Consider the following 25,106-nt stretch of genomic DNA (forward strand, 5'->3'; position numbering starts at 1 on the left):
GGACAAGTGTTTCACTGGCAGAACTATTCCGGCGGGGTGCCGGCGAGGGCGGGGGAGTCGAGCCGCACCCACGCGGCGTCGAACGGCACCGCGTCGCGCTGCGACTCGTGCACGGTCAGCACCAGCGCGGTCGCGGGCAGCTCGGTGCGCACCGCCGCGAGCACGGCCTGCGCGGTGGGCGGGTCGACGCCGGTCACGGGCTCGTCGAGCAGCAGCAGGTCGGGCCGGGCAGCGATCGCGCGGGCGAGGGTGAGCCGACGCTGCTCACCGCCGGACAGCTCCCGGCCGCCGGTGCCGGTGGGCGTCTCGGGAGCGATGCCGGCGCGGTCGAGCCGCACCAGGTCGAGCAGGTGCCGCATCGCATCGTCGTCGAGGTCGGGGTCGGCGAGGCGCAGGTTGTCGGCGACGGTCCCGGTGAGCACCTGGTCGTCGTGCGGGACGAGCACGACGCGCCCGTCGCTCGCACCGGCCGCGTGCTCGCTGCGCAGCCGGCGCAGCAGCGTCGTCTTGCCGGCGCCCGACGGTCCGGTGAGCACGACCGGCTCCGCGCCGGGGGAGACCTGGACCGGTGACGCCGCCGCGGGCGGGGACGCGGGCGCCCCCGGGGCCGGCTCGTCACCGAGCTCCAGGCGACGGGCGGCGACCACGGCGCGGCGGGCGTACGCCATCGCCGGACCGAGCGCCGACAGCAGGTCTCCGACGGCGGTGGTCAGCAGGGCGACCATGGCGACGGTGGTGATGGCGGCGTCGCCCGCCGCGGTCACCCAGGTGGCGCCGAGCACGGTGAGGCCGACGCCGAGGTCGGTGACCAGGCCGGCGCGGGCGGCACGGCGCTCGACCTGCTCCTCGACGGCCGTGAGGTCGGCGAGCCGCACGCTGCTCGCGCGACGCAGGGCCGGTGCGGCGCCGAGCGCGGTCAGCTCGCGCCAGGCCCCGCCGGCCGCCACGAGCTCGCTGCGGGCGGCGCCGCGCGCGGACGCCTCGTCGGGGGCGGCCCGCAGCCCGAGGCCGGTGGCCGTCATCGCGAGCAGCCACCCGCCGGCCGCGATCGCGGCGGCGGCCGGTGACACGCCGGCGAGCACCAGCACGGCCGACCCGGCGACCGCGGTCACCGAGGCGAGCGGCACCAGGCAGCGCAGCACCAGCTCGTCCAGCGTCTCGACGTCGCGCAGCAGCCGGTCGAGCAGGTCGCCGGTGCGCAGCCGCCCCGCCTGCTCGCGGGGGAGCGCGGCGACGTCGTCGAACAGCCGCACCCGCAACCGGGTCAGCCAGCGGAGCGTGGCCGTGTGCGCGACCAGCCGCTGCAGGTATCGCAGCACGATGCGTGCGAGGGCCAGCGCCCGCACCGCCCCGCTCGGCCCGAGGTAGTTGAACCCCGGGTCGCCGGCGAGCACGAAGCACGCGACCACGAACCAGCCCGAGACGCTGAGCAGCGCCACGCTCGAGGCCTCGGCGCCGACGGCGAGCAGCACCGCCCCGAGCAGCAGCAGACCCGGGCGCCAGCGCAGCAGCCGCAGCGCGCGCAGGATCGCGCTCACGTGGCGGCCCCTGCCTCGCGCACGCGCAGCTCGCCGCGGTCGATCCGCCAGACCTCGTCGGCGCGGCGAGCCACCGCCGGGTCGTGCGTGGCCACGACGACGACGCGGTCGCGGCCGAGGTCGGCCAGCAGGTCGGCGACCGCATCGGCCGACTCCGGGTCGAGGTGCGCGGTGGGTTCGTCGAGCAGCCAGACGCCGCGGTCGGCCAGCACGGCGCGGGCCAGCGCGACCCGGCGCGCCTCGCCGGCCGAGAGGCCGAGCCCGTCGTCGCCCACCGGCGAGGACAGCCCGTCGGGGAGCCGGGCGACCAGCGGCGAGAGCCCGACCGCGTGCGCGGCGGCGGCGACCTCGTCGTCGGAGGCGTCCGGGCGGCCGAGCCGGACGTTCTCGGCGAGGGTGCCGGCGAGCACGACGGTCCGCTGGCCGAGCCAGCCGACCGAGCCCGCGGGCGGGCCCTGCTCGCGCCCGGAGCCGTCGAGCGCGAGGGCGGCTCCCGAGGTCGGCGGGAGCAGGCCGCCGAGCGCCGACAGCAGCGTGGTCTTGCCCGCTCCCGAAGCACCCAGCACCGCGACGAGCCGGCCACGGCGAGCGGTCGCGGTGACCCCGCGCAGCACCGGTGCGGCAGCGTGGCGCGGGGTCAGGTCGGCCTCGCGCAGCCCGAGGCCGACGGGTCGGTCACCTGCGGCCCCGGCCGCGAGATCCGTTGTGCGGCGGTCGGTCTCGGCCGCGTCGACCAGCGGGCGCAGCACGTCGACGGCGGCCAGCGCCTTCTCCCGCTCGTGATATCCCGCCGCCACGTCACGCAGCGGCAGGAAGAACACGGGAGCCAGCACCAGCACGAACAGGCCCTGCCACAGCGACGGACGGGGCGCGAGGGGCAGGTCGACGAACCCGAGGCCCGCCAGCCCGACGTACGTCGCTGTCACCGCGATCGCGAGCGTCACCACCACGTCGAGCACGCCGGCGGCGACGAACGCGCTGCGCAGCACGACGCTCGTGCGTCGGCCCAGCTCTTCGCTGCTGGCGCGCAGCTGCTCGCGCTCGCGCTCGACGGCGCCCAGCTCGCGCAGCACCTCCATCGCCCGGAAGCGTTCGAGCACCTGGGCGCTCAGCCGGCGCACGCCCTCGAGCTGGCGGGTGCTGGCGTCGCGCGTGGCCATGCCCGCGAGGCGCAGGTTGATCGGCAGGATCGGGGTCGCGAGCGCCAGCAGCACCGCGACCGGCCAGTGCGCGAGGGCGCACGCGAGCAGCACCACCGCGCACTGCCACGCGGCCGCGCGTCGAGCGGGGCGGGCCTGGGCGCTGAACCGTCCGACGTCGGCCGCGAGCTCGACCGCGGCCTGCACCGAGCGCTCCGCAGCAGGGGGAGCAGCAGCCGGGTCGACGGGCAGCGTGGCGTCGACGAGTCGTTCGCGCAGGCTCGCCGCGATCGCGGAACCGCCTGCGGCAGAAGCGATCTCGGCCCGCCAGGTGGCGACCCTGCGGGCGACCAGCAGCAGGGCGAACGCCACGGCGGGCAGCGGCAGGCCGCCCGACTCGGCGCGGCTGACGAGCGTGACCAGCGCCGCCCACTGACCGACCAGCAGCGCCATCGCGCCGACCCGCCAGCGGGCGGCCGCGGCGAAGTCGCCGTCCCCGGGGGCCGCGGCGTCGTCGAGCCAGGCGAGGTCGTCGCGGCCGGGCGTCTCAGTCGTCCTCATCGCGCCGCTCGTGCCGGATCCAGACGACCAGCCCGGCCAGGATGATCAGCGCGACGCCGACCAGGTTGAGCAGCTCGGAGTGGACCTGCGGGTAGCCGGCGAACATGTCGATGCTCACCGCATAGAGCAGCACGCACAGCACGGTGAGGCCGATGATGCCCAGCACGCGACTCATCGCACCTCGCTCCCTCGCGGGCGCACGGCCTCCGACGCCGGCGAGACGCCCTCGGGCAGCTCGCTCGCGGTGCGCGGGACGTACTTCCCGCGGAAGACGTGGTGGGCGTACCAGTTGTAGAACAGCACGAGCGGGATGTTGAGCCCGACGCCGACGAGCAGGAAGCCGATCGACGACGGCGGCGCCGCGACCTCCGGGAGGGTCAGCTCCGGCGGCACCACGACCGGGTGCAGATAGACGAGGACGCCGGTCATGCCGGCCACCTCGGCGATCGTGAGCAGCACGACCGGCTGCGGCCCACGGTCGGCCCAGCAGCGCAGCATGAGCAGCACCATGGCTGCCGCCCCGACGAGCGCGAGCACGGTCGCGACGACCAGCTGGGCACCGCCCGGCCGCGGCCAGGTGTCCTCCCACGCGAAGAACACGACGGCGCAGGCGGCCACCAGCGCGACCGTGAGCGTCGCGGCGGCGCGCGCGACGCGGGGGCGGGCGACGTAGCCGTCCTTGACCTGCAGCACGGCCGCGGCGGCCGTGACGTAGAGCGCGACCGTCGCGGCGGCGGTGAGCAGCGAGAAGGGGGTGAGGAAGTCCCAGGTGCCGCCGGCGAACTCGCCGTCCTCGACCCGCACCCCGCTGAGCAGCCCGCCCATGATCAGCCCCTGGGTGACGGCGGCGACCAGCGAGCCGAGGCCGAACACCAGCCCCCAGCTGCGCGGCACGACGGTGCCGTGCGCGGCCGCCTCGACCGCGACGCCGCGGGCGATGACCGCGAGGAGCATGACGATGACGGGGAGGTACAGGGCGGGCAGCGCGACGGCGTACGCCCCGGGCAGGCCGGCCCACAGGCTCACCCCGAGCAGGATGATCCACGACTCGTTGCCGTCCCAGGCGGTGGCGACCAGGTCGACGTTCTCGCGGCGGCGGCGCTCGTCGGTGTCGCCGAGCGTGAGGATGCCGAGCCCGAGGTCGTAGCCGTCGAGGACGACGTACATCACCAGGCACAGTGCGATGACGGAGTACCAGCCGAGGATCGCCAGATCGGTCATGCCGTCACCTCCGCGTCGCGCCGTGGATCGTCGCCGTCGGACCCGAGTTCCCCGTCGGGCCAGTCGGACTCGGGTCCGCGGCGCACCGAGCGCACGACGTAGACGACCCACACGACCAGCAGCGTGAGATAGGTGAGGGTGAACGCGGCGAACGTCGCGACCACGCTGCCGGGCGCGATGTCGGAGACGCCGTCGGCCGTGCGCATCTCGCCGAAGACCACCCACGGCTGGCGGCCGGCCTCTGCGGTGACCCAGCCGCCGATGATCGCGACGATGCCGATGGGCGTCAGCCAGACCAGGAAGCGGTGATAGCGCGGGGAGCTGTAGAGCCGGCCGCGCAGCCGCAGCACCACGCCGACGAACGCCGCGGCGAACATCACCATCGAGGCGTAGAACATCGCGCGGAAGCCGTAGAAGGTGGTGAGCATGTCGGGCCGCAGCTGCGGCGGGGTCTCCTTCAGCCCGGGCGTGGCCGTCTCGCCGGAGAGATCCTTGGCGATCCAGCTGCCGAGCCTCGGCACGCCGACCTCGACCCGGTTGCGCTCGGCCTGCTGGTCGGGGACGACGAGCAGCAGGTAGCCGGTGTTGTCGGAGTCCCAGTTGCCTTCCAGCGCCTGGAACTTCGCCGGCTGGTCGGGGATGACGTAGCGCGCCGCGACCTGGTCGCCGATCCACAGCTGGGCCGGCAGCAGCAGCGTCACGACGCCGAGCGACAGCGACAGCGTGCGCCTGCCGAACTCGGTCGCCCGGCCGTGCCGCAGGTAGTACGCGCCGATGCCGGCGACGAGCCAGGCCGCCGTGATCAGCACGCCGAGCAGCATGTGCGGGAAGCGCCACCCGAACGACGGGCTGAAGATCGCCTCCCACCAGCTCGTCGGCACGAACTGCCCGTCGACGACGCGATAGCCCGACGGCGTCTGCATCCAGGAGTTGGCCGAGATGATCCAGGTCGTCGACAGGATGGTGCCGAGCGCGACGAGGCTGGTCGAGACCATCATGACGCGCTCGCTGACCCGGCCGTCGCCGTACAGCATGATCCCGATGAACCCGGCCTCCAGGAAGAACGCGGTCACCACCTCCATGCCGATGATCGGGCCGATGATGGGGCCGGTCGCGTGCGCGAACTTCCCCCAGTTGAGCCCGAACTCGAAGGTGATGACCGTGCCGCTGACCACCCCGAGCGCGAAGCCCAGCGCGAAGATGCGCTTCCAGAACCGGAAGATCTGCAGGTAGACCGGCTTGCGGGTGCGCAGGTGCAGCGCGTAGACGACCGCGAGGAAGATCGACAGCCCGACCGTGATCGCCGGGAACGTCATGTGGAACGCGATGGTCACCGCGAACTGCCAGCGCGACAGGTCCAGCACGGTCGGGTCGGGCACGCGTCCTCCTCGGTCCGCGCGGGCCGTCCCCCGGCGTCGCGCCACCGTCATCGTCGTATGCCGGGCGCGGGCTGTCGAGCGATCCGGGCACACCCGTTGCCGGCGGCGCCGGCCGGAGTAGGTTCGGCGCATGAGCGAACTCGATGCGGTGGCAACCGATCTCGCGCCGACGGGCACGCTGCGCGCGGCGATCAACGTCGGCAACCCGGTGCTCGCGCAGGGCGACCCGGCCGACCCGAGCGGGGTCACCGTCGACCTCGCCCGGCGGCTCGGCGAGCAGCTGGGGCTGCCGGTCGAGCTGACCGGGTTCACCGCCGCGCGGCAGTCGTTCGAGGCGATGCGCGACGGCGCGGCCGACCTGTGCTTCCTGGCCGTCGACCCCGCCCGCGCCGTCGAGGTCGCCTTCTCCCCGCCGTACGTCCTCATCACCGGCGTCTTCGTCGTCGCCGACGACTCCGCGATCGGCTCGGCCGAGGAGGTCGACCGGCCCGGGGTGCGGGTCGGGGTGAAGGAGGGGTCGGCGTACGACCTGCACCTGTCGCGCGAGCTGCGGCAGGCCGAGGTGGTGCGCGGGTCCGACGGGGTGACGGTGTTCGCCGAGCAGGGGCTCGAGGTCGGTGCCGGCATCCGGCAGCCGGTGCAGGCGTGGGCCGACGAGCGCGGCGGGATGCGGGTGCTGGAGCCGGAGTTCATGCAGATCCGCCAGGCCGTCGGCATCCCGGTCGACCGCGCGGAGGAGACCAAGGCGTGGGTGGCGGACTTCGTGGAGCAGGCGATCTCCGACGGTTTCGTGGCCGAGGCGCTGCGTCGCTCGGGGCAGGACGAGGACCTGGTCAGGTGAGCAGCAGCCGCTCCAGCCGCCGCGACACGATGCGCATCCCGATCAGCCCCATCGCGAGCAGGTAGGCGACCGACACCAGCGAGGCGACCGTGAGGTGCCCGGTGGTCAGCTCGCGCTCCAGCACCACCCCGCGATAGAGCGGGGTCGCCTCGACCACCCAGCGCAGCGCCTCGGGATAGGCGGTGAGCGGGAAGAAGGTCGCGGAGAACAGGAACAGCGGCAGCTGCCCGAGGGTGATGAACTCGAAGTCCTGCCAGGTGCGCATCCAGGTCGTCAGCGCCATGCACGCCCCGGCGAACGCGAACCCGATGAGCAGCGCGGCCGGCACCGCGAGCAACGCCCACCACGACCCGACCAGGTCGAGGGCGAGCATCACGAGCAGGAAGACCGTGGCGTAGACCGCGCCGCGCAGCAGCGCCCAGCTGATCTCGCCGCGCGCGATGTCGCGGGTGGTGAGCGGCGTCGCGAGCATCTGCTCGTAGAGCTTTTGGTACTTCAGCCGGAAGAACACCCCGAACGTGGTGTCGATGAGCGCGCCGTTCATCGCCGACGCCGCGAGCATCGCGGGCGCGACGAACTCGGCGTAGGGCACCTGGTGGCCGTCGACCTCGAAGCCGGGGATGAGCTTGCCGACGCCGATGCCGAGGGAGAGCAGGAACAGCACCGGCTCCAGGAAGCCGGTGACGAACCACAGCCACCCGCGGCGATAGACCAGCACGTTGCGCGACAGCAGCACGCCGGTGGCTTCACGCGCCGACAGCTGCCGCACGGTCTGCCGCGTCGTCGCGGCGCTGAGCACGGCCATCAGCGCACCAGCCTGCGCTGCAGCGCGCGGATGCTCAGGGCGACGCCGACCGCTGCCAGGGTGGCGAGGTAGGCCAGGTGCACCAGGGCAGGGCCCGTCTCGGTCGTGCCGATCATCAGCGACCGGGTCAGCTCGGTCGCGTGGAACAGCGGGGTGAACGCGGCGGCGGTCTCGAGCGCGGGGCCGAGGTTGCTCACCGGGAAGAAGCCGCCGGAGAACAGGAACAGCGGCAGCAGCAGCACCCGGAAGATCACCGTGAAGCCCTGCTCGTTGTCGCTGCTGGCCGCGAAGGCGTAGATCGGGCCGGCGAACGCGACACCGGCGACCAGCTGCACCGCGATCGCGCCCAGCGCACCCCACGGCGAGGCGAGCACGCCGAACGGGACCATCACCGCGACGAACACCGCCGACGCGAGCGCCACCCGGGCGACGACGAACCCCAGGTTCGCCAGCACGATCTCGGGCACGCCCAGGGGAGTGGCGAGCATCGAGAAGTACGTCTTGTGCCACTTGATCTGGCCCATCACCGGATAGGTCGACTCGCCGAAGGCCATCATCATCGTCTGTGCGGCGAGCATGCCGGGCACGACGAACGCCAGGTAACTCGGGGCGCCGTCGAGCGTCGCCGGGTCGGCCTGGACGTAGCTGCCGAGCAGCATGCCCATCGCCGCGACGTAGAGCAGCGGCGTGACGAAGGAGTTGACCACCGAGCCCTTCCAGGTGCGGCGGTAGACGGTCAACCAGTAGTCGCGCAGGTTCCAGACCCGCCGCCACCACGGCTGCTCGGGGACCGCGACGCCACTCGTCGCTTCCGTCGCGCTCATCAGTCCACCAGGCTGCGGCCGGTCAGGTGCAGGAAGACGTCCTCCAGCGTGGAGCGGCGCACCAGCACCGCGACCGGCTCGAGGCCGCGCTCGTGCACCTGCGCCAGGGTGCGCTCCCCGTCGTCGGTGTAGAGCAGCAGCCGGTCGGGCAGCACCTCGACCCGCTCGGCGAGGTCGCGCACCCGGTCGGCCAGCGCCTCGTGCTCGCCCACCCCGAACCGCACCTCGGCGACCTCGCGGGTGGAGAACCGGCGGATGAGCTCCAACGGCGACCCCTCGGCGGCGATGGTGCCCTTGTCCATGACGACGAGACGGTCGCACAGCTGCTCCGCCTCGTCCATGTAGTGGGTGGTCAGCACGAGGGTGACGCCCTGCTGCTTGAGCCGAAAAAGCTTGTCCCACAACGTGTGTCGCGCCTGCGGGTCGAGGCCGGTGGTCGGCTCGTCGAGCAGCAGCACCTCGGGGTCGTTGATCAGTGACCGGGCGATGGTGAGGCGGCGCTTCATGCCGCCGGACAGGTCGTCGATCTTGACGTGCGCCTTGTCGGTGAGCGCCGCGAACTCCAGCAGCTCCTCGGCCTTGGCCCGCACGTGCGCCTTGGGCAGCCCGAAGTAGCGACCGTAGACGATCAGGTTGTCGCGCACGGTCAGCTCGGCGTCGAGCGTGTCCTCCTGCGGGCAGACCCCGATGCGGCCGCGGATGCGCGGCCCGTCGACCGCCGGGTCCATGCCGAGGATGCGCAGCTGGCCGCCGCTGATCGGCGAGACGCTCGCGATCATCCGCATGGTCGAGGACTTGCCCGCGCCGTTGGGGCCGAGGAAGCCGAACGCCTCGCCCCGCACCACGTCGACGTCGATGCCGCGCACCGCCTCGAAGTCGCCGAAGCTCTTGCGCAGCCCACGCGCGCTGACCAGCGACTCGCGTGCCGTGCTCGGCGCGGCTGGTCGGTCGGTCATGGCCTCGGGAGTGGCGGACGGTTCGGGCACAGCTACGACCCTAGTGAGGCTCACCGACAACCCCGGAACGATTAACCCGGTTGTCGCGGCGAGCACGCCGGGCCAGGCTCGGCCGGGTGAAGGACTTCGACCCAGCCACCAGCTTCGGGCCCGACGTGGCCGCGCGCTACGACGACGAACCACGCGGGGACGAGGACGCCGCGGCCGGCTTCCTGGCCGGCCTGCTGCCCGGCGACGCGCCGGACGGTTCGCCGGCCGGCGCGCTGGAGCTGGCCATCGGCACCGGCCGGGTCGCGCTGCCGCTCGCGGCGCGCGGGGTGCGCGTCGACGGGATCGAGCTGTCGCCCGACATGGTCGACGTGCTCCGCTCGCGCGACGGTGGCGCTGACCTGCGCGTCGTCCTCGGCGACATGGCCCGCGAGACGACGGGGGAGACGTACCCGCTCGTCTTCCTCGTCTACAACACGATCTTCAACCTGCTCGGCCAGGACGAGCAGGTTCGCTGCTTCGAGAACGCCGCGCGCCACCTGCGGCCCGGTGGGCGGTTCGTGGTCGAGGCCGCCGTGCCGAGCGCGTGGCTCCCGACCGACTCCTACGCCCGGCCCGAGCAGGTCGAGACCGACGCGGTGACGCTGGACGTCTGCCGCTACGACCCGGTTACCCAGCACCTGGTGGAGAACCACGTGCGCATCGCTGCCGACGGCGTACGTTTCGCGCCCATCGTCTGTCGCCTCGCCTGGCCGTCCGAGCTGGACCTGATGGCGCGGCTCGCGGGGCTGCGGCTCGAGGCGAGGTACGGCGGCTGGCACCGACAGCCGTACACCGGGCGCGACCAGCACGTCTCGGTCTACGTGCGCGGGCGCTCGTGACGCCGCCGAACCGGGGACGAGCAGAGGTCTCCGCAGCCGCTTTACTCTGGGGCGGCTGGTGCGCCACCCCGCGCCGGTCGGTGGCGCACCACGCGCCCCAGAGTAAAGCCGCCTCCGAAGCACCCCTCGCCCGGAGGATTCGCGCCCGGAACCGACCGGGGCGACACAGCCCGGCCTAGCGTGAGCGGCATGAGGCAGCGGAGCGCGGGCAGGCGCGGACTGGTCGGTGGGGCAGCGGCGGCGATGGTCGTGCTGGCGGGGTGCTCCGGAGACACCGAGCAGGCGGCGACGTCGAGCACGTCCAGCACGCCGGCGGCCACGACCTCGAGCGCGCCGACGCCCAGCACGACGCCGTCGCCGACGAGCGAGTCCTCCTCCACGAGCGAAGAACCCACGAGCGAGGAACCCACCACCAGCGCGCCGCCGCCGACCTCGACCCCCTCGAGCACCACGCGACGCACCCGCACGGCCACCCCGACCGAGCGGGACTCCGAGACCGAGACGGACGAGCCGGAGCGGGAGTCGGAGACCGCGACCCCGACGCGCCGGGAGACGCCCCGCGGCCGGATCGTGCGTATCGACGACTACTGCGACGACACGCCCTGGGAGGTGGCCCGCACCGCCGACGGCCGCACCGCCTACTGCGTGCAGGTGTACGCGACCGACGCGTTCGTCTGGTCGCGCACCTTCCAGATGCGCACGGCCGAGCCGGGCCGTGAGGCGCCGGGCTTCGGGGAGTACGGTCCCGCGGAAGGTGGTCCGTGCCATCCGGACGGGGTCACGATCCGTGACGGCGAGGGCCGCCTCCTGCGATGCACGGCATCGGACGGCGGCGGTGAGCCGGAGTGGCGACGGGCAGGCTGACGGCGGCGGGCGGTTCGTGCTGAGCGCGAGCGCTCAGTCCCGCTGTGCCAGCACCCACCGCAGCGCCGACTGCACGTCGCTGTGCTCCCACTCGAACTCGGACGACTCCAGGACGGCGGGGCGCACGCGCTGGCTGCCGAGCACGTCCTCGGCGAGCTCGCCGAGCACGACCTTGAGCGCGATCGACGGGGCGGGCAGCAGCGCCGGACGGTTGAGCAGCCGGCCCAGCACCTTCATCACGTCGCGCTGCCGATCCGGTTGCGGTCCCACGAGATTCACCGGTCCGGTGATCTCCGGGTGGTCGACGAGGAAGGCGAGCGCCCGCACCTCGTCGGCCAGCGTGATCCACGACCACCACTGCTTGCCGGAGCCGAGCGGGCCGGCCAGGCCGAGCCTGGCCAGCGGCAGCACCCGCTCCAGCGCGCCGCCGCCGGCGGCGAGGACGAGGCCGGTGCGGGCGTACGCCGTCGGGCACCCCGCGTCGACGGCCGGCTGGGCCGCAGCCTCCCACTCGCGGACCAGGTCGGCGAGGAACCCCTCGCCGGGGCCGCTGGTCTCGTCGAGCACGTTGTCGCCGCGGTCGCCGTAGTAACCCATCGCCGATCCGTTGACCAGCCGCACCGGCTCGTCGAGGTCGGCGAGCGCCCGGGCCACGGTCGCGGTGGTGTCGATGCGCGAGGAGACCAGGGTGCGCTTGTAGGCGTCGGTCCAGCGCTTGTCACCGATCCCGGCTCCGGCGAGGTTGACCACCGCGGTCACCCCGTCGAGGGCACCCGGCTCCAGCTCGCCCTGGTCGGGGTCGATGCGCCGCTCGTGCGGCTCGGTCGGGTCGCGACGCACGAGGTGAACCACCTCGTCGCCGCGCTCCTGCAGGAACGACGACAGCGCGCCGCCGATCAGGCCGGAGGAACCGGTGATGGCGACGCGCTGTCGGGTGCTCATACCTCGAACGCGCCCTCTTCGAGACGGGCCTTCATCGCCGTCAGGAACCGAGCGGCGTCGGCCCCGTCGACGATGCGGTGGTCGTAGGACAGCGCCAGGTAGACCATCGACCGGATGGCGATCGTCTCGCCGCCCTCGGAGTCGGTCACGACGACCGGACGCTTCACGACCGAACCCGTGCCGAGGATGCCGACCTGCGGCTGGTTGATGATCGGGGTGTCGAACAGCGCGCCGCGGCTGCCGGTGTTGGTCAGCGTGAACGTGCCTCCGCCCAGCTCGTCGGGCGTGATCTTGTTGGTGCGCGTGCGACCCGCCAGGTCGGCGATCTTGCGCGCCAGCCCGGCGATGTTGAGGTCGCCGGCGTTGTGGATCACCGGGACGAACAGGCCCTTCTCGGTGTCGACCGCGATGCCGAGGTTCTCGGAGTCGTGGTAGACGATCGAGTCGCCGTCGACGCTGGCGTTGAGCTGCGGGTACTGCTTGAGCGCCTCGACTGCCGCGACCGCGAAGAACGGCATGAACGACAGCTTGGTGCCCTCGCGCTGCTCGAACCCGGCCTTGGTGCGGTCACGCAGCCGCGCGATCTTGGTGACGTCGACCTCGACCACGGTGGTCAGCTGCGCCGACACCTGCAGGCTCTCGACCATGCGCGTGGCGATGAGCTTGCGCATCCGGGTCATCTTCTCGGTGGTGCCGCGCTTGGGCGACACCGGCGCCGCGGCCGCGGCCTTGTCGCCGGAGTCACCGCTGGGGGCGGCGGCCGGCTGCTCGGCAGCGGGCTGCTCGGCCGGCTGGGACGCCGCCTCGGCGGCAGCCAGCACGTCCTGCTTGCGGATGCGCCCGCCCACCCCGGTGCCGGTGATCGAGGCCAGGTCGACGCCCTTGTCCTGGGCGAGCTTGCGCACCAGGGGCGTGACGTACGCCGCCGGGTCGCGCTCGTCGGACCCGCCACCGCTGGCCTGGCCGGCCTGGCCCTGCCCCTGGCTGGGGGCCTGGCTCGGCGCCTGGTTCGGTGCCTGGCCCGATCCGGACTGCGCAGCGTCGGGGCTGTTCTGCGCCGGCGGCTGCTGCTTCTCCTGCTCGGCGGACGGCTCGGGCTTCTTGGTGACGTCCTCGGCGGCCTCGCCGCTCTGCTCGGTCGAGGGGGCGGCGCGGTCGGCACCGGCGTCCTCCTCGGCCTTCTCCTGCGGCTTCGCCTCGGAGCTGGACCCGGCGCTCTGCTCGGCCTGCTGGGCGGCCTCGTCCTTCGGAGCCTCGTCCTTGGGGGCCTCCTGCTTCGGCTGCTCCTGCGCCGGGGCGGACTCGCCGCCGGAGCCACCGCCGGCCTCGCCACCCACGACGGCCAGGTCGGCGCCGACCGGGACGGTCTCGTCCTCCTGCACCAGGATCTTGGTGAGCTTGCCCGCCACGGGGGAGGGCACCTCGGTGTCGACCTTGTCGGTCGAGACCTCCAGCAGCGGCTCGTCGACCTCGACGTCGTCACCCTCGGCCTTGAGCCAGCGGGTGATGGTGCCCTCGGTGACCGACTCGCCGAGCGCCGGCATCTGGACCGTCTCGCCGCCGGTGACCCCACCGGACCCGCCGCCCGAGCCGGAGTCGCCGGACGACCCCGAGTCGCCCGAACCTGAGTCGCTCGAACCCGAGTCGCCGGACGACTGCTCCTGCTGCGGGGCGTCGGTCTGACCGGCCTGCGCCTGCGCGGGCTCGGGCTCGGCCGGGGCGTCCTGCTGCGGCTGCTCGTCGCCGCCGCCCTGCTGGTCGCTCTGCTGGGCTTCGCCCTGCTGGCTCTCGCCCTGCTGCTGACCGGAGTCGTCCGAGCCGCCCTCGGCGGGGCCGTCACCCACGACGGCGAGGTCGGCGCCGACCGGCACCGTCTCGTCCTCCTCGACGAGGATCTCCTGCAGCGTGCCCGCCACCGGCGAAGGGATCTCGGTGTCGACCTTGTCGGTCGAGACCTCCAGCAACGGCTCGTCGACGGCCACCTCGTCGCCGACGCTCTTGAGCCACCTGGTCACGGTCCCCTCGGTCACGGACTCGCCGAGGGCGGGCATGGTCACACGTTCAGACATGGGTCACAGTCTCCCGGATATCGAGGCGGATGTGCAGCGCGCCGGTCGGATCGGCCAGCACGCGAGATCGGAGGGTGCGCACGGTCATCAGGAGTGCGCGTGGAGCGGCTTGCCGGCGAGCGCCAGGTGCGCCTCGCCGAGCGACTCGTTCTGGGTGGGGTGGGCATGGATCATCGGCGCGACGTCGTCGGGCAGGGCCTCCCAGCCGACGATGAGCTGGGCCTCGCCGACCTGCTCGCCCATGCGGGCGCCGACCATGTGCACGCCGACGACGGGGCCGTCCTTGGCACGCACCAGCTTGACGAAGCCCTGGGTCTGCAGGATCTGGCTCTTACCGTTGCCGCCGAGGTTGTACTCGTAGGTCTCGACCTCGCCGTGCTGCTCCTTGGCCTGTGCCTCGGTGAGGCCGACCGAGGCGATCTCGGGGTCGCAGTAGGTCACCCGCGGGATGCCCGACTCGGCGAGCACCGCCGGCTGCTTCCCGGCGATCTCCTCGGCCACGAAGATGCCCTGCTGGAACCCGCGGTGCGCCAGCTGCAGACCTGGCACGATGTCGCCGACGGCATAGACGCCGTCGACGGACGTACGACAACGCTCGTCGGCGGTGACGTAGCCCCGGTCGGTGCTCACCCCGACCTCCTCGTAGCCGAGGCCCTCGGTGACCGGGCCGCGCCCGACGGCCACGAGCAGCAGGTCGGCCTCGATCGGGTCGGCGCCCTCGAGCTGCACGGTGACCTTGTCGCCGTCGTCGGTGGCGCCGGCGAACCTCACCCCGGTCCTGACGTCGATCTTGCGCTTCTTGAACGCCCGCTCGAGCTGCTTGGAGACCGCCTCGTCCTCGGCCGCGACGAGCCGGGGGAGTGCCTCCACCACGGTGACCTGAGCGCCGAAAGACCTGTAGACAGAGGCGAACTCGACGCCGATCACGCCGCCACCGAGCACCACGACGCGCTCAGGGACCCAGTCGAGGGTGAGCGCCTGGTCGCTGGTGACGATGCGGCCACCGACCTCCAGGCCGGGCAGCGTCTTGGCGTAGGAGCCGGTCGCCAGCACGACGTTCTTGCCGGTGAGGGTGCGGTCGCCGACCTGCACCGTGGTGGGGGAGGTGAGCTTGCCCTCGCCCTCGACCAGCTCGATCTTGTGCGCCTTGGCGAGCCCCTGCAGACCCTTGTAGAGGCGGCCGACGACACCGTCCTTGTAGGAGTGCACGCCCGCCATGTCGATCGACTCCAGCGACGTCTTCACGCCGAACTTCTCGCCCTCGCGGGCGGAGTCGGCGACCTCGGCCGCGTGCAGCAGCGCCTTGGTCGGGATGCAGCCGCGGTGCAGGCAGGTGCCGCCCAGCTTGTCCTTCTCGACGAGCGCCACCGACATCCCGAGCTCGGCCGCCCGGAACGCGCAGGCATAGCCGCCACTGCCGCCTCCGAGGATCACGATGTCGTACGTCGGTGCGGACTCGGCACTCATCTGCGCAACGCTCCCTTGCGTCGTCGAACGGTCTGCGAAACCGCGTCGGCAGGGGGCACCGACTGGCTCCGGCGCCCATCCTTCCACCCGCGCCGGCGTGCGCTGCAGCCAGGTCACGGAGGCGATAAAACTCTGGCCCGCGCCCCGACCGTGTGTGACAGTGACGGCAGGCACCGCCGGTGCCACGACCGCCACGAGACCAGGAGGACACGATGGCCGACAGCTCACGACGGGACGCGGCAGGCGACGACAACGCGGCGCAGGTGGGCCCCGACGAGGAGACCAAGCGCAAGTTCCGCGAGGCGCTCGAGAAGAAGCAGGCGCACGGCGGCCGCGACGTGTCCGACCACTCGGCCCACTCCAAGGTCGCCGGCGCCCATGACGCCGAGACCTCCGGGGCCCAGCAGATGTTCCGCAGGAAGTCCGGCCCCGGCTCCTGACGACGGCGGCACAGAAACCACGACGGCGGCACAGAAAACTTCTGTGCCGCCGTCGACGATCTATCTCAGGCGTGCGCCTCCACAAAGCCGACCAGCGAACGTACGCCGTGGCCGGTGGCGCCCTTGGGCGTGTAGCCGTAGGCGCTGCCCTCGTTGAAGGCGGGGCCGGCGATGTCGAGGTGCACCCACGGCAGCTGGACGCCGTCCTCGCCCGCGCCGACGAACTCGCGCAGGAACAGCGCGGCGGTGATCATGCCGCCCTGGCGCTCACCGGTGTGCTTGACGTCGGCGACCTCGGAGTCCATCGCCTTGCGCAGCTCCTCGTTGAGGGGCATCGGCCACTGCCGCTCGCCGACCCGCTCGGCGGCCGCGAGCATGCGCTGCGAGGCCTCCTCGTCGTTGGACAGCACCGCGGTGGTGCGCAGGCCCAGCGCCATCATCGCCGCGCCGGTGAGCGTGGCGATGTCGACGACGGCGTCGGGCTTGAGCTCGGAGGCGAACGACAGCCCGTCGGCCATCACCAGGCGGCCCTCGGCGTCGGTGTTGATGATCTCGACCGTCTTGCCGTTGTGCATGGTGACCACGTCGCCCGGGCGCTGCGCGTCGGAGCCGGTCATGTTCTCGGCGAGGCACAGGTAGGCGGTGACCGCGACCGGCAGCTCCAGCCGCGCGACGGCCTCGATGGCGGCGGCCGCGGCGGCCGCGCCGGCCATGTCGCACTTCATCGTGATCATGCTCTGCGCCGGCTTGATGCACAGGCCGCCGGAGTCGAAGGTGATGCCCTTGCCGACGATCGCGACGTGCTTGGTCGCCTTGGCGGGCTTGTACGACAGGGTCACCAGGCGCGGCGGGCGCGCCGAGCCGCGACCGACGCCGACGAGACCGCCGCAGTCGGCCTTGGCCAGCTGCTTCTCGTCCAGCACGGACACCTTGACCTTGGAGCCCGAGAGGCGCTTCTTGACCCGGTCGGTGAACGAGGCCGGGAACAGGTCGTTCGGGGGAGTGTTGACCAGGTCGCGCGCGAAAGCCTGTGTGTCGGCGACGATCTCGGCCCGACGGGCCGCGGCCTTGGCGGCGGCGGTGCGGGCCGCGGCGGAGATCACGCTGACCTTGGCGACCGGCTCCTTCCCGGGGTTGGCGGCCGTGCGGTAGGTCGTGAAGGCGTACGCCCCGAAGAGCGCTCCCTCGGCGACCGCTCCGGCCAGCTCCGAGCTCGGGCCGGGGGCGGTGAGCGCGACGTGCTTGGTGCCGGCGAGGCCGCGCACCGCGGCACCCGCGGCGGCGCGGATCGTCTCGTGGTCGGAGGCCTTGGGCTCGCCGGTCAGTCCGGTGCCGGACACCACGACCAACGGGCTCGCGACGCCGGGCACCCCCGTGAGCTTGATGGTCTCGTCGGGCCCTCCGCCGGCGCCGATCGCGGCGAGGGTCGCGTTGACGTGCTCGACCGACTCGTCGGCCAGCCCGTGCGTCGGGATCAGGGCGACGCCGTCGTCGTTCTTGCCAGCCAGCAGCACGAGCACGTCGGCCTTGACGGTGCTGGCGTCCTTGTCGGTGAGGGTCAGGGTCGTCACGGCTCTCAGTTCACTTCCTCGTGATCGTGCAGGGAGAGCGGTGCGCCGCCCCCTGTCCCGGCGACCCTATCCAGCCAGGCCCCGGATACGTTGAGGACATGACCGAAGCTGCGCCGAAGACGTCGCCCCTGCACGACCGCCACACCGCCCTGAAGGCCAAGATGGCCGACTTCGGCGGCTGGCAGATGCCGATCGAGTATCCCGGCGGAGGCGTGCTGCGCGAGCACGCCGCGGTGCGCGAGCGGGTCGGCATCTTCGACGTGAGCCACCTCGGCAAGGCCCTCGTGCAGGGCCCGGGTGCGGCCGACTTCGTCAACGCCTGCTTCACCAACGACCTGCGCAAGGTGCAGCCGCCGAAGGCGCAGTACACCATGTGCTGCGACGAGCAGACCGGCGGCGTCGTCGACGACCTCATCCAGTACTTCAAGAGCGAGGACGAGGTCTTCCTGGTGCCCAACGCGGCCAACACCGCCGAGGTCGTACGACGCATGGAAGCCGTTGCGCCAGAAGGCATCTCGGTGACCGACCAGCACAGCGACTACGGCATCATCGCGGTGCAGGGGCCGCGCTCGGTCGAGGTCGTGGAGGCGCTGGGGCTCCCGACCGACCTGGAGTACATGTCCTTCACCGAGGCCGACTGGCAGGGCCGCCCGGTGATCGTGCTGCGCTCGGGCTACACCGGCGAGAAGGGCTTCGAGTTGGTGCCCCGCTGGGACAACACCCCCGCCCTGTGGGACGCGCTCGTCGAGGCGATCGCTCAGTTCGACGGGCTCCCGTGCGGCCTCGGCGCGCGCGACACGCTGCGCACCGAGATGGGCTACGCGCTGCACGGTCACGAGCTGACGATGGACATCACGCCCAACATGGCGCGGGCCGGCTGGGCGGTCGGCTGGAAAAAGGACGGCTTCTGGGGCAAGCAGGTGCTCGAGGAGCAGAAGGCCCGCAAGGACTACCGGCTCTCGTGGGGCCTGCTGGCGACCGGCCGCGGCATCCCGCGCGCCGGCAACGACGTGAAGGACGCCGACGGCACAGTGATCGGCACGGTCACCTCCGGCACCATGTCGCCGACGCTCGGCCAGGGGATCGCGCTGGTGCTGCTCGACCGCGGGGTCGGCGAGGGCACCGAGGTGGTCGTGGACGTGCGTGGTCGCGAGCTGCCCGCGACGGTCGTGAAGCCGCCGTTCGTGCAGGTCGAGACGAGCTGAGGCGACGGGGCCGCCCGGGTCGAGCGACCGGGCGGCTCAGCCGCCCGGCACCGGGATGGGCGGGGCGTCGGTCAGGTTGACGAGTCGGCCGGCGACGACCAGGTGCACCTGGTCGCTGACGCGGCTGATCGTGACGTTGACCCGGCCGAGCGCGTCGGTGAACAGCCGCCCGGCGGGCGTGGTCGGGACGAGCGACATGCCGACCTCGTTGGTCACGGCGACCGAGTCGTACGGCGCCTGCGACCACAGCGCCGCGAGCTCGGCGGCGCGCTGGTCGACCAGGTCGAGGGCGGCGGTGTGGTCATCCCACAGCTTCGCGTCGTCGATCAGCGAGGTGACCCAGGCGCCGAGGCAGTCCAGGAGGACCGGGCCACGGGCGTACAGGATGGTGCGCACGACGTCGGCGCTCTCGACGGTCGCCCACCCGTCGGGCCGGTCGCGGCGGTGCCGCTGCACGCGGGCCGCCCACTCGGGGTCGTCGCCGCTCGGGACGGGCCCGGGGGCGATGAAGGTGACGCCCGACTGCTCGGGCAGCAGCGTCTGTGCGTATCGGCTCTTGCCGCTTCGCGTCCCGCCGAGGACGAGCGTCGTGGTCATAGGTGGCTGTCTCCTGGTTCCCTGTCGCTCCGCTCGCCGGACACTGTAACCGGCCTGACCCCGTCGCTCTCGGGCGAGACCGACGGGCCGAACTCGGGGCGCGCCCCGAACTGCGCCCGGCGCACGGCGCGGCGCAGGGCGCGCAGCACCGCCGGCGCGGCGACCAGCACGAGCGCTGCGGTGAGCACCCCGCGCGGGAGGTCCCAGCCGAGCGAGGTCAGTCCGTAGAACACGGCGTAGTGCGCGAGCTGGGTGGTCAGAGGGTCGGCCGGGTCGAAGCCGGCGCCGGACGGGGCGCTCGCGCCGAGGAACGGCCAGAACCACAGGTTCATCACGGCGCCGTAGCCGAGCCCGGCGACCAGGCCGTACGCCGCCAGCAGGTATCGCTCGACCCGCGCCGGGACCTGGGGCAGCAGCGCGGCGCCCAGCCCGACCCAGCCGGCCGCGAGCATCTGGTAGGGCAGCCACGGGCCGACGCCGCCGGTGAGGAACGCGCCGGTGAGGATCGCCAGCGCGCCGAGCAGGAATCCACCCGCGCGGCCGAGCACCCGCCCGCCGACGACCAGCAGGAAGAACATCGGCTCGAGCCCCGCCGTGCCGGCCGACAGCACGCGCAGCGCACCGCCGAGCGCGGCCAGCACCCCGAGCGTCGCGACGGCCTTGGCGTCGAGCCCGCCGCGGCTGACCTGGGCGACGAGCACCGCGCCGAGCAGGCCGACCAGCACGGGGAACAGCCACGGGCTGTCGTTGCCGCGGGCGAGCGCGGCGTCGGAGTCGACGAAGAACGGCCAGGTGAACGACGCGACGCCGACGACGGTGACGAGCAGCATCGCGACGGTGCTGGCCCAGCTCCACGGGAGGATCTCCTCGCGCCCGGTGCGGGCGACCGGGGAGGGGCCCGGCGCCGGCGCGAGCGTGGCGCTCACGGTGTCACCACCGGGGCGTCCGACGGCGGCGCAGCGGGTGGTGCGGCGGGCGGCGCGGCCTGTGGCGGCGCCGGGACCTCGCCGACCGTGAGGTAGGGCAACGGGTGCATCACCTTCGCCACCTGGGGCGCGAAAGCCGGTGAGTCGCAAAGGATCTCGCGCGCCGGTCCGTGGCCGATGAGCTCGCCGTCGGCCAGCAGCACGACGTCGTCGGCCCACTCGGCGGCGATCTCGACGTCGTGCGTCGCCATGACCACGGCTGTGCCCTCGGCGGCGAGCTCGCGCAGGATCGCGCCGAGCCGGTCCTTGGCGGTGTAGTCGAGCCCGCGGGTCGGCTCGTCCAGCAGCAGCACCTTCGGCGCCCCGGCCAGCACGACCGCGAGGGCGAGCAGCACGCGCCCGCCCTCGGACAGGTCGCGCGGGTGGGCCTGCGGGTCGAGGTGGTCGCCGAGCCGGCGCAGCAGCGCGCGGGTGGTGCCGGGGGGCACGCCGAAGTCGTCGTCGGCGGCCGCGCACTCCTCGGCCACGGTGGGGCGGAACAGCAGCGTGCCGGCGTCCTGCGGGACGAGCCCGACGTGCCCGACGAGCTCCTTGGCCCGGGCCCGGCCCGGGTCGATGCCTTCGACCCGCACGGTCCCGGAGGTCGGCGGCACCAGGCCGGTGAGCACGCCGAGCAGCGTCGACTTGCCCGCGCCGTTGCGGCCCATCAGGGCGGTCACGCGTCCGGCCGGGAACGACAGGTCCAGGTGCGGGACCACCTGGCGCCCGCGCCGGCGTACGTTCAGGGCGCGCACGCTCGCCGGCTCGCCCTCGACGTACGCCGGACCCGGCTCGGACCGGCGCGCCACCTCGGTCCCGCCCCGGCGCAGCGGCTCGGCGCGCCGGCGGGCGTCGCGGATCGACAGCGGCAGCGGCGCCCAGCCCATGCGCCGGCCAAGCCGCACCACGGGCGGGGCGATGCTGGAGCGGGCCATGGCCTCGGCCGGCGGGAGGAGAGGCGACACCTCGCCCTGCTCGACCAGCAGCACCTGGTCGGCGTGGTGCACGACCCGCTCGAGCCGGTGCTCGGCCATGAGCACGGTGACGCCGAGGTCGTGCACGAGGCGGTGCACGGCGGCGAGGACGTCCTCGGCGGAGACCGGGTCGAGCGCCGACGTCGGTTCGTCGAGCACGAGCACGCGCGGGCCGGCGGCGAGCACGGCGGCGACGGCGACGCGCTGCTGCTGGCCGCCGCTCAGCTCGCGCAGCGGCCGGTGGCGCAGGTCGGCGACGCCGAGCACGTCGAGGCTCTCCTCGACCCGGCGGCGCATGGCGGACGGGCCGATCGAGAGGGTCTCCATCCCGTAGGCGATCTCGTCCTCGACGGTCTCGGTGACGAACGAGGCGAGCGGGTCCTGGCCGACGAAGCCGACCACGTCGGCGAGGTCGCGCGGGCGGTGGTCGCGGGTGTCGCGCCCGTCGACGGTGACGCGCCCGTCGAGCCGGCCGCCGCTGAAGTGGGGGACCAGGCCGTTGACGGTGCGCAGCAGGGTCGACTTGCCGCTGCCGGTCGCGCCGACGACGAGCACCAGGTCGCCCTCGGGCACCTCGATCCGGCCGGTGCGCAGGGCGCGGCGGGCGGCGCCGGCGTACGTCACGCGCACGTCGTCGAAGCGGATCACCGGGCCACCGCCACGGCGTCGGGGCGGCTGCGCACCCGGTCCTCGAGCTCGGCCCGGCGCGGGGTGCGCGGGGCGAGCACCCCGGCGAGGGCCGGCAGCAGCAGCGCGGCCACCGCGAGCGCCGACAGCCCGGGCAGCGCAGCTGGGACCTGCGCGGGGACCACGCTGGGGTCGCCGCGCGCCCCCAGGGTGACGAGCACGACCAGGGCGGGCACGGCCGAGGCGACCACGAGCCACTCCGGGAGCGACCAGGGGTCGCGGCGATAGGGCGTACGTCGGTCGCGGCGAGCCCCGGTCAGCAGGGCGGCGAGGGCCAGGGCGCACCCCAGCAGCAGGACCGGCGCCCCGACGAACGTGGGCGCGGAGCCGTCGAGCAGGCCGTAGAGCCCGACCAGCACGCCGACCAGGCCGGCGACGGTGAGGGCGGTCGCGCGCCGCCGGGCGCCGGGCGCGAGGGTGACCCGGCCGTACCCGCGTGACTCCATCGACGCGGCCAGCTCGAGGGAGCGCTCCAGCGAGCTCTCCAGGACCGGGACGACCAGGCGCGACAGCTCGCGCAGGCCGCGGCCGTCGTGCCCGCGCAGCCGCCGGGCCGCGCGGACCTGCCGAGCCTCCTCGGCCAGCTGGGGGACGTAGGTGAGCGCGACGACGATGGCGGTGCCGACGTCGTACAGCGTGGCGGGGACGTAACGCAGCAGCCGGCGCGGGTCGGCGAGCACGTTGCACGCGCCCACGCAGACGAGGATCGCGGCCAGCTGCAGACCGTGGTAGACCGCGTCGAGGAGGGCCTCGAGCTGGACCGGCCCGCCGAGGCGTACGCCCGCGAGCCAGTCGGGGAGCGGCACCTGAGGGAGGGTGAACAGCACGGTGCGTCCGGCGACGCCGCTGCCGAGCAGCACCGTCATGACGACCCGGATCGCGATCGCGGCTGCGGCGATGGCGAGGAAGACCCCGAGCGCGCTGGAGCTACCGAGCTCACGGCGCTGCAGCACGACCAACCCGACCACCCCCATGATCGTGAGGAGGTAGAACGGGTTGGTCGTGCGCGAGGCCGCACCCGCGAGCAGCAACCCCCACGCCCACCACGCCACCGGGTGCAGCAGGCGCGGGCGGGAGAGCAGGTCGGCGGGCCGGGCCATCGGGCAGGTGCGCTGAGCCGGTCGGCTCAGGCGGACTCGACGCGCTTGCGGCGGCGCTGGGCCAGCAGCAGACCGGCGAGCAGCGCGAGCAGCAGCACGCCAGCGGCCACGGCGAGGATGATCGGGGTGGAGGAGCTGCCCTCGTCGTTCTCGGCGACGGCGATGGTCACCTGGTCGTCGGCGGCCTTGGCGGCGTTGCTGACCGTCTTGACCTCGCCGCCGCAGCCGGAGGCCGGCCAGGAGTCGATCCCGCAGACCAGCGACTTCTCCTTGCGCACGCTCGCGACCTCGGCGAGAACGGCCTCACCGGTGGCGTTGGTCGGCACCTGGGCGCACTCGGCGACCGGCTTCGGCGGGGTGCCGGACTCGGCGTCGGCGGGACGGCCGTAGTCGAGCACGACCGCGACGCGCTTGGTGCCGTCGGTGGCGTCGGTGCCGCCGCAGACCTGGTCGAAGGTGACGGTGCCGCGCGGCATGCGGCTGTCGGTCTCACCGGCGACCGCGAAGCGCCAGCCCTCGACGCTGCCGTCGGCGGGCGTGGTCTGGTTGGCGCCCTTCGGCGAGAAGGCCCATTTGCCGTCCTTGAGCTGGTAGTAGCCCCAGTAGCGGTAGGTCGCCGCGTCGGCCGAGGGGGCCAGGGCGGTGAGCAGCCCGGCGCCGAGCAGGGTGGCCAGCACGGCCATGAGCAGGACCCGCAGACGGGCCGGGATGGTGGTGGTCGACACCTTGAGAACCTCCTGTCGGTCGAGTTCGGCAGGAGAGGGCCTGGGTGGCCGCTGCCGGCTCGTCCGCGTTCCACGACGGATGAATGGAGCCGAGCCGGACGGCAGGTGCTCCGGCTCGCGACCTCGGGGGAGGCCGCTCACGGTTGCGGGTCAGCGCCGGTCTCGCACCGGCTTTCCCTGCCGTCAGGCTGTCGGTGGTCGAAGATTCGCACCGCGGGGGAGGGATGTCAAAGCTCACGGTCGTCTCGCTGCCCCGGGCCCGTCCCGCCGGGTGGTCTCGCCCGACGACGGGGGCACGGCCGCGCAGATCGTGCGTTGACGTACGAAATGCGGGAGGGGCCCGCGGGGTTCCGGGGAGGGGCGGCTCAGATCGTGCGTGGACGTACGAAATGCGGGCACCCCACCCGCGAGAGTCGGGGGTGGGGTGCCCGCTGGCCCACGACGTACGTCCTGGGCCGGGTCAGGCGTTCGGGGTCAGCCCTTCTTCCCGCCGCCGAGCAGGTCGCCGAGGATCGAGCCGAGGCCGCCGCCGGACTGCTGCGACTGCTGGCCACCGGCGCCGCCGCCGAGGAGGTCGCCCAGGATGTCGCCGAGCGAGCCGCCCTGGCCCTGCTGCGGCGCCTGCCCCTGCGGGACCTGGCCCCCCTGGTCGGCCGGCTGCTGCGGCACGGACTGGCCCTGCGGCGCGGGCGCCGGGGGCTGACCGTCGGCGCCGACCGGCTCGGGCACCGGCTGACCGGCCGGCGGGACGCTCGGCGGCGCACCCTGGCCGCCACCCTGCGGCCCGCCGGGCGCACCCTGACCGCCGCCCTGCGGCGCCGGCGGCTGCTGCGGCGCCGGCGCCTGCTGGCCGCCCTGACCACCCTGCTCGTCCTGCCCGCCACCCAGGATGTCGCCGAGGCCACCGTCGCCCCGGCCGCCGCCCTTGAGCACCTTGTCGGCGATGTAACCCATCACGATCGGCGCGAGGATCGGCAGCAGCTTGCCCAGCAGGTCGCCGCCGCCCGAGCCGCCGGTCTGGCTGCCGAGCTGGTTCACGACGGCGTCGCGGTTGCCGCCGAAGATGTTGCTGACGATCGCCTCGCCGTCGGCGGTGTCGACCGAGGCAGGGTCGGGCGTGGCGCCCTGGTGCTGACCGAGCGCGTCCCGCAGCGAGCTCTCGCCGCCGGGGTCCTGCGCGTTGGCCTGCATGCCCTGGACGAGCGCGGGGACCGCCTGCTGCGCCGCGGCGCGCACGCTCTCCTCGTCGGCACCGACCTGCTGCGCCAGCTGACTGATGGGCAGCTGGTTCACGATGTCGTCGACAGCAGCCATGACTGCTCCTTCGATGGGTGAGTGGCCGATACCGTTACCGGCCGCTTGCCGGT

At 73.5% G+C, this 25,106-nt stretch carries 23 protein-coding genes and 1 riboswitch; of the genes, 5 read left to right on the plus strand and 18 right to left on the minus strand.

Annotated elements, in window-relative coordinates; translation table 11 throughout:
• Positions 1–23 precede the first annotated feature (23 nt).
• Genes FB554_RS04925 through FB554_RS04945 form a run of 5 tightly spaced genes read right to left on the minus strand, consistent with a single transcriptional unit; the run spans position 24 to position 5,838 of the window.
• Positions 24–1,538 carry an ATP-binding cassette domain-containing protein gene (locus FB554_RS04925; RefSeq protein ID WP_142004956.1) on the minus strand — a complete coding sequence of 505 codons (1,515 nt, stop codon included), beginning with the start codon at positions 1,536–1,538 and terminating at the stop codon, positions 24–26.
• Positions 1,535–3,238 (minus strand): ABC transporter ATP-binding protein/permease, encoded by a 1,704-nt coding sequence (locus tag FB554_RS04930; RefSeq protein WP_142004957.1) that lies wholly within the window; start codon positions 3,236–3,238, stop codon positions 1,535–1,537. The genes FB554_RS04925 and FB554_RS04930 overlap by 4 nt, the downstream gene beginning before the upstream one ends.
• Positions 3,225–3,413: a hypothetical protein gene (locus tag FB554_RS04935; protein ID WP_142004958.1), complete on the minus strand. Its 189-nt coding sequence runs from the start codon at positions 3,411–3,413 to the stop codon at positions 3,225–3,227. Before FB554_RS04935 ends, FB554_RS04930 begins: the two co-directional genes overlap by 14 nt.
• Positions 3,410–4,459, minus strand: a complete 1,050-nt coding sequence (locus FB554_RS04940; protein WP_142004959.1) for a cytochrome d ubiquinol oxidase subunit II — start codon at positions 4,457–4,459, stop codon at positions 3,410–3,412. Before FB554_RS04940 ends, FB554_RS04935 begins: the two co-directional genes overlap by 4 nt.
• On the minus strand, positions 4,456–5,838 hold the full coding sequence (locus FB554_RS04945) for a cytochrome ubiquinol oxidase subunit I (protein WP_211344532.1): 1,383 nt from the start codon (positions 5,836–5,838) through the stop codon (positions 4,456–4,458). Before FB554_RS04945 ends, FB554_RS04940 begins: the two co-directional genes overlap by 4 nt.
• Positions 5,839–5,968: 130 nt before the next feature.
• Between FB554_RS04945 and FB554_RS04950 the strand changes: the two genes are divergently transcribed.
• Positions 5,969–6,679: a transporter substrate-binding domain-containing protein gene (locus tag FB554_RS04950; RefSeq protein ID WP_142004960.1), complete on the plus strand. Its 711-nt coding sequence runs from the start codon at positions 5,969–5,971 to the stop codon at positions 6,677–6,679.
• On the opposite strand, the gene FB554_RS04955 is transcribed toward FB554_RS04950, so the two are convergent.
• From FB554_RS04955 to FB554_RS04965, 3 genes are read right to left on the minus strand one after another with little or no spacing between them, the layout of a single operon-like run.
• Positions 6,672–7,484 (minus strand): ABC transporter permease, encoded by an 813-nt coding sequence (locus FB554_RS04955; RefSeq protein ID WP_142004961.1) that lies wholly within the window; start codon positions 7,482–7,484, stop codon positions 6,672–6,674. The two genes, FB554_RS04950 and FB554_RS04955, sit on opposite strands and share 8 nt — an antisense overlap.
• The gene (locus FB554_RS04960; RefSeq protein ID WP_142004962.1) at positions 7,484–8,308 is read right to left on the minus strand and encodes an ABC transporter permease; all 825 of its coding nucleotides are present in this window, start codon (positions 8,306–8,308) and stop codon (positions 7,484–7,486) included. Before FB554_RS04960 ends, FB554_RS04955 begins: the two co-directional genes overlap by 1 nt.
• Complete coding sequence (locus FB554_RS04965; RefSeq protein WP_142007432.1) at positions 8,308–9,264, minus strand: ABC transporter ATP-binding protein; 957 nt, start codon at positions 9,262–9,264, stop codon at positions 8,308–8,310. The genes FB554_RS04960 and FB554_RS04965 overlap by 1 nt, the downstream gene beginning before the upstream one ends.
• Before the next feature lie 116 nt (positions 9,265–9,380).
• Here FB554_RS04965 and FB554_RS04970 point away from each other — a divergent pair, with 116 nt between their 5' ends.
• Complete coding sequence (locus tag FB554_RS04970) at positions 9,381–10,133, plus strand: class I SAM-dependent DNA methyltransferase (protein ID WP_142004963.1); 753 nt, start codon at positions 9,381–9,383, stop codon at positions 10,131–10,133.
• 189 nt (positions 10,134–10,322) lie between these two features.
• The gene (locus FB554_RS04975; protein ID WP_142004964.1) at positions 10,323–10,997 is read left to right on the plus strand and encodes a hypothetical protein; all 675 of its coding nucleotides are present in this window, start codon (positions 10,323–10,325) and stop codon (positions 10,995–10,997) included.
• A gap of 33 nt (positions 10,998–11,030) precedes the next feature.
• Here FB554_RS04975 and FB554_RS04980 read toward each other — a convergent pair whose 3' ends face one another.
• The 3 genes from FB554_RS04980 to lpdA all read right to left on the minus strand — a co-directional run bounded on the left by FB554_RS04980 (position 11,031) and on the right by lpdA (position 15,475).
• Complete coding sequence (locus FB554_RS04980; RefSeq protein WP_142004965.1) at positions 11,031–11,939, minus strand: TIGR01777 family oxidoreductase; 909 nt, start codon at positions 11,937–11,939, stop codon at positions 11,031–11,033.
• Entirely contained in the window at positions 11,936–14,008 is a 2,073-nt protein-coding gene (gene sucB / locus FB554_RS04985) for a 2-oxoglutarate dehydrogenase, E2 component, dihydrolipoamide succinyltransferase (protein WP_142004966.1), read from the minus strand. The genes FB554_RS04980 and sucB overlap by 4 nt, the downstream gene beginning before the upstream one ends.
• Before the next feature lie 87 nt (positions 14,009–14,095).
• Positions 14,096–15,475: a dihydrolipoyl dehydrogenase gene (gene lpdA / locus FB554_RS04990; protein WP_142004967.1), complete on the minus strand. Its 1,380-nt coding sequence runs from the start codon at positions 15,473–15,475 to the stop codon at positions 14,096–14,098.
• Between the two features lie 212 nt (positions 15,476–15,687).
• Here lpdA and FB554_RS04995 point away from each other — a divergent pair, with 212 nt between their 5' ends.
• Positions 15,688–15,915 carry a DUF5302 domain-containing protein gene (locus tag FB554_RS04995; RefSeq protein ID WP_142004968.1) on the plus strand — a complete coding sequence of 76 codons (228 nt, stop codon included), beginning with the start codon at positions 15,688–15,690 and terminating at the stop codon, positions 15,913–15,915.
• A 65-nt stretch (positions 15,916–15,980) separates the two neighbouring features.
• On the opposite strand, the gene FB554_RS05000 is transcribed toward FB554_RS04995, so the two are convergent.
• On the minus strand, positions 15,981–17,486 hold the full coding sequence (locus FB554_RS05000) for a leucyl aminopeptidase (protein WP_142004969.1): 1,506 nt from the start codon (positions 17,484–17,486) through the stop codon (positions 15,981–15,983).
• Positions 17,487–17,584: 98 nt separating this feature from the next.
• On the opposite strand from FB554_RS05000, the gene gcvT reads away from it, so the two are divergent.
• A complete protein-coding gene (gcvT, locus tag FB554_RS05005; RefSeq protein ID WP_142004970.1) occupies positions 17,585–18,691 on the plus strand; it encodes a glycine cleavage system aminomethyltransferase GcvT in 1,107 nt (368 codons plus the stop codon).
• A 36-nt stretch (positions 18,692–18,727) separates the two neighbouring features.
• Here the strand turns inward: gcvT and FB554_RS05010 are convergent, their stop codons facing one another.
• The 6 genes from FB554_RS05010 to FB554_RS05035 form a co-directional block, all read right to left on the minus strand.
• Complete coding sequence (locus FB554_RS05010; RefSeq protein WP_142004971.1) at positions 18,728–19,288, minus strand: bifunctional adenosylcobinamide kinase/adenosylcobinamide-phosphate guanylyltransferase; 561 nt, start codon at positions 19,286–19,288, stop codon at positions 18,728–18,730.
• Positions 19,285–20,214 carry an ECF transporter S component gene (locus tag FB554_RS05015; RefSeq protein ID WP_236022272.1) on the minus strand — a complete coding sequence of 310 codons (930 nt, stop codon included), beginning with the start codon at positions 20,212–20,214 and terminating at the stop codon, positions 19,285–19,287. Before FB554_RS05015 ends, FB554_RS05010 begins: the two co-directional genes overlap by 4 nt.
• Complete coding sequence (locus tag FB554_RS05020) at positions 20,211–21,875, minus strand: ABC transporter ATP-binding protein (RefSeq protein WP_142004972.1); 1,665 nt, start codon at positions 21,873–21,875, stop codon at positions 20,211–20,213. The genes FB554_RS05015 and FB554_RS05020 overlap by 4 nt, the downstream gene beginning before the upstream one ends.
• Positions 21,872–23,014 (minus strand): energy-coupling factor transporter transmembrane component T, encoded by a 1,143-nt coding sequence (locus FB554_RS05025; RefSeq protein ID WP_142004973.1) that lies wholly within the window; start codon positions 23,012–23,014, stop codon positions 21,872–21,874. Before FB554_RS05025 ends, FB554_RS05020 begins: the two co-directional genes overlap by 4 nt.
• A 26-nt stretch (positions 23,015–23,040) precedes the next feature.
• Positions 23,041–23,739, minus strand: a complete 699-nt coding sequence (locus tag FB554_RS05030; RefSeq protein ID WP_236022273.1) for an SCO2322 family protein — start codon at positions 23,737–23,739, stop codon at positions 23,041–23,043.
• An 83-nt stretch (positions 23,740–23,822) separates the two neighbouring features.
• Positions 23,823–23,939: riboswitch (cobalamin riboswitch) on the minus strand.
• Between the two features lie 274 nt (positions 23,940–24,213).
• A complete protein-coding gene (locus FB554_RS05035) occupies positions 24,214–25,053 on the minus strand; it encodes a DUF937 domain-containing protein (RefSeq protein ID WP_142004974.1) in 840 nt (279 codons plus the stop codon).
• Between the last annotated feature and the right edge of the window lie 53 nt (positions 25,054–25,106).

The organism is Barrientosiimonas humi, from assembly GCF_006716095.1.
Taxonomy (GTDB): Bacteria; Actinomycetota; Actinomycetes; order Actinomycetales; family Dermatophilaceae; genus Barrientosiimonas; species Barrientosiimonas humi.

Coding starts and splice junctions, on each gene's coding strand:
- FB554_RS04955 (WP_142004961.1), bottom strand. CDS start 7,484: ATGGCCGTGCTCAGCGCCGCGACGACGCGGCAGACCGTGCGGCAGCTG.
- FB554_RS04965 (WP_142007432.1), bottom strand. CDS start 9,264: ATGACCGACCGACCAGCCGCGCCGAGCACGGCACGCGAGTCGCTGGTC.
- FB554_RS05025 (WP_142004973.1), bottom strand. CDS start 23,014: ATGGCCCGGCCCGCCGACCTGCTCTCCCGCCCGCGCCTGCTGCACCCG.
- lpdA (WP_142004967.1), bottom strand. CDS start 15,475: ATGAGTGCCGAGTCCGCACCGACGTACGACATCGTGATCCTCGGAGGC.
- FB554_RS05010 (WP_142004971.1), bottom strand. CDS start 19,288: ATGACCACGACGCTCGTCCTCGGCGGGACGCGAAGCGGCAAGAGCCGA.
- FB554_RS04950 (WP_142004960.1), top strand. CDS start 5,969: ATGAGCGAACTCGATGCGGTGGCAACCGATCTCGCGCCGACGGGCACG.
- FB554_RS04940 (WP_142004959.1), bottom strand. CDS start 4,459: ATGACCGATCTGGCGATCCTCGGCTGGTACTCCGTCATCGCACTGTGC.
- sucB (WP_142004966.1), bottom strand. CDS start 14,008: ATGTCTGAACGTGTGACCATGCCCGCCCTCGGCGAGTCCGTGACCGAG.
- FB554_RS04935 (WP_142004958.1), bottom strand. CDS start 3,413: ATGAGTCGCGTGCTGGGCATCATCGGCCTCACCGTGCTGTGCGTGCTG.
- FB554_RS04975 (WP_142004964.1), top strand. CDS start 10,323: ATGAGGCAGCGGAGCGCGGGCAGGCGCGGACTGGTCGGTGGGGCAGCG.
- FB554_RS04930 (WP_142004957.1), bottom strand. CDS start 3,238: ATGAGGACGACTGAGACGCCCGGCCGCGACGACCTCGCCTGGCTCGAC.
- FB554_RS04980 (WP_142004965.1), bottom strand. CDS start 11,939: ATGAGCACCCGACAGCGCGTCGCCATCACCGGTTCCTCCGGCCTGATC.
- FB554_RS04960 (WP_142004962.1), bottom strand. CDS start 8,308: ATGAGCGCGACGGAAGCGACGAGTGGCGTCGCGGTCCCCGAGCAGCCG.
- gcvT (WP_142004970.1), top strand. CDS start 17,585: ATGACCGAAGCTGCGCCGAAGACGTCGCCCCTGCACGACCGCCACACC.
- FB554_RS04995 (WP_142004968.1), top strand. CDS start 15,688: ATGGCCGACAGCTCACGACGGGACGCGGCAGGCGACGACAACGCGGCG.
- FB554_RS05035 (WP_142004974.1), bottom strand. CDS start 25,053: ATGGCTGCTGTCGACGACATCGTGAACCAGCTGCCCATCAGTCAGCTG.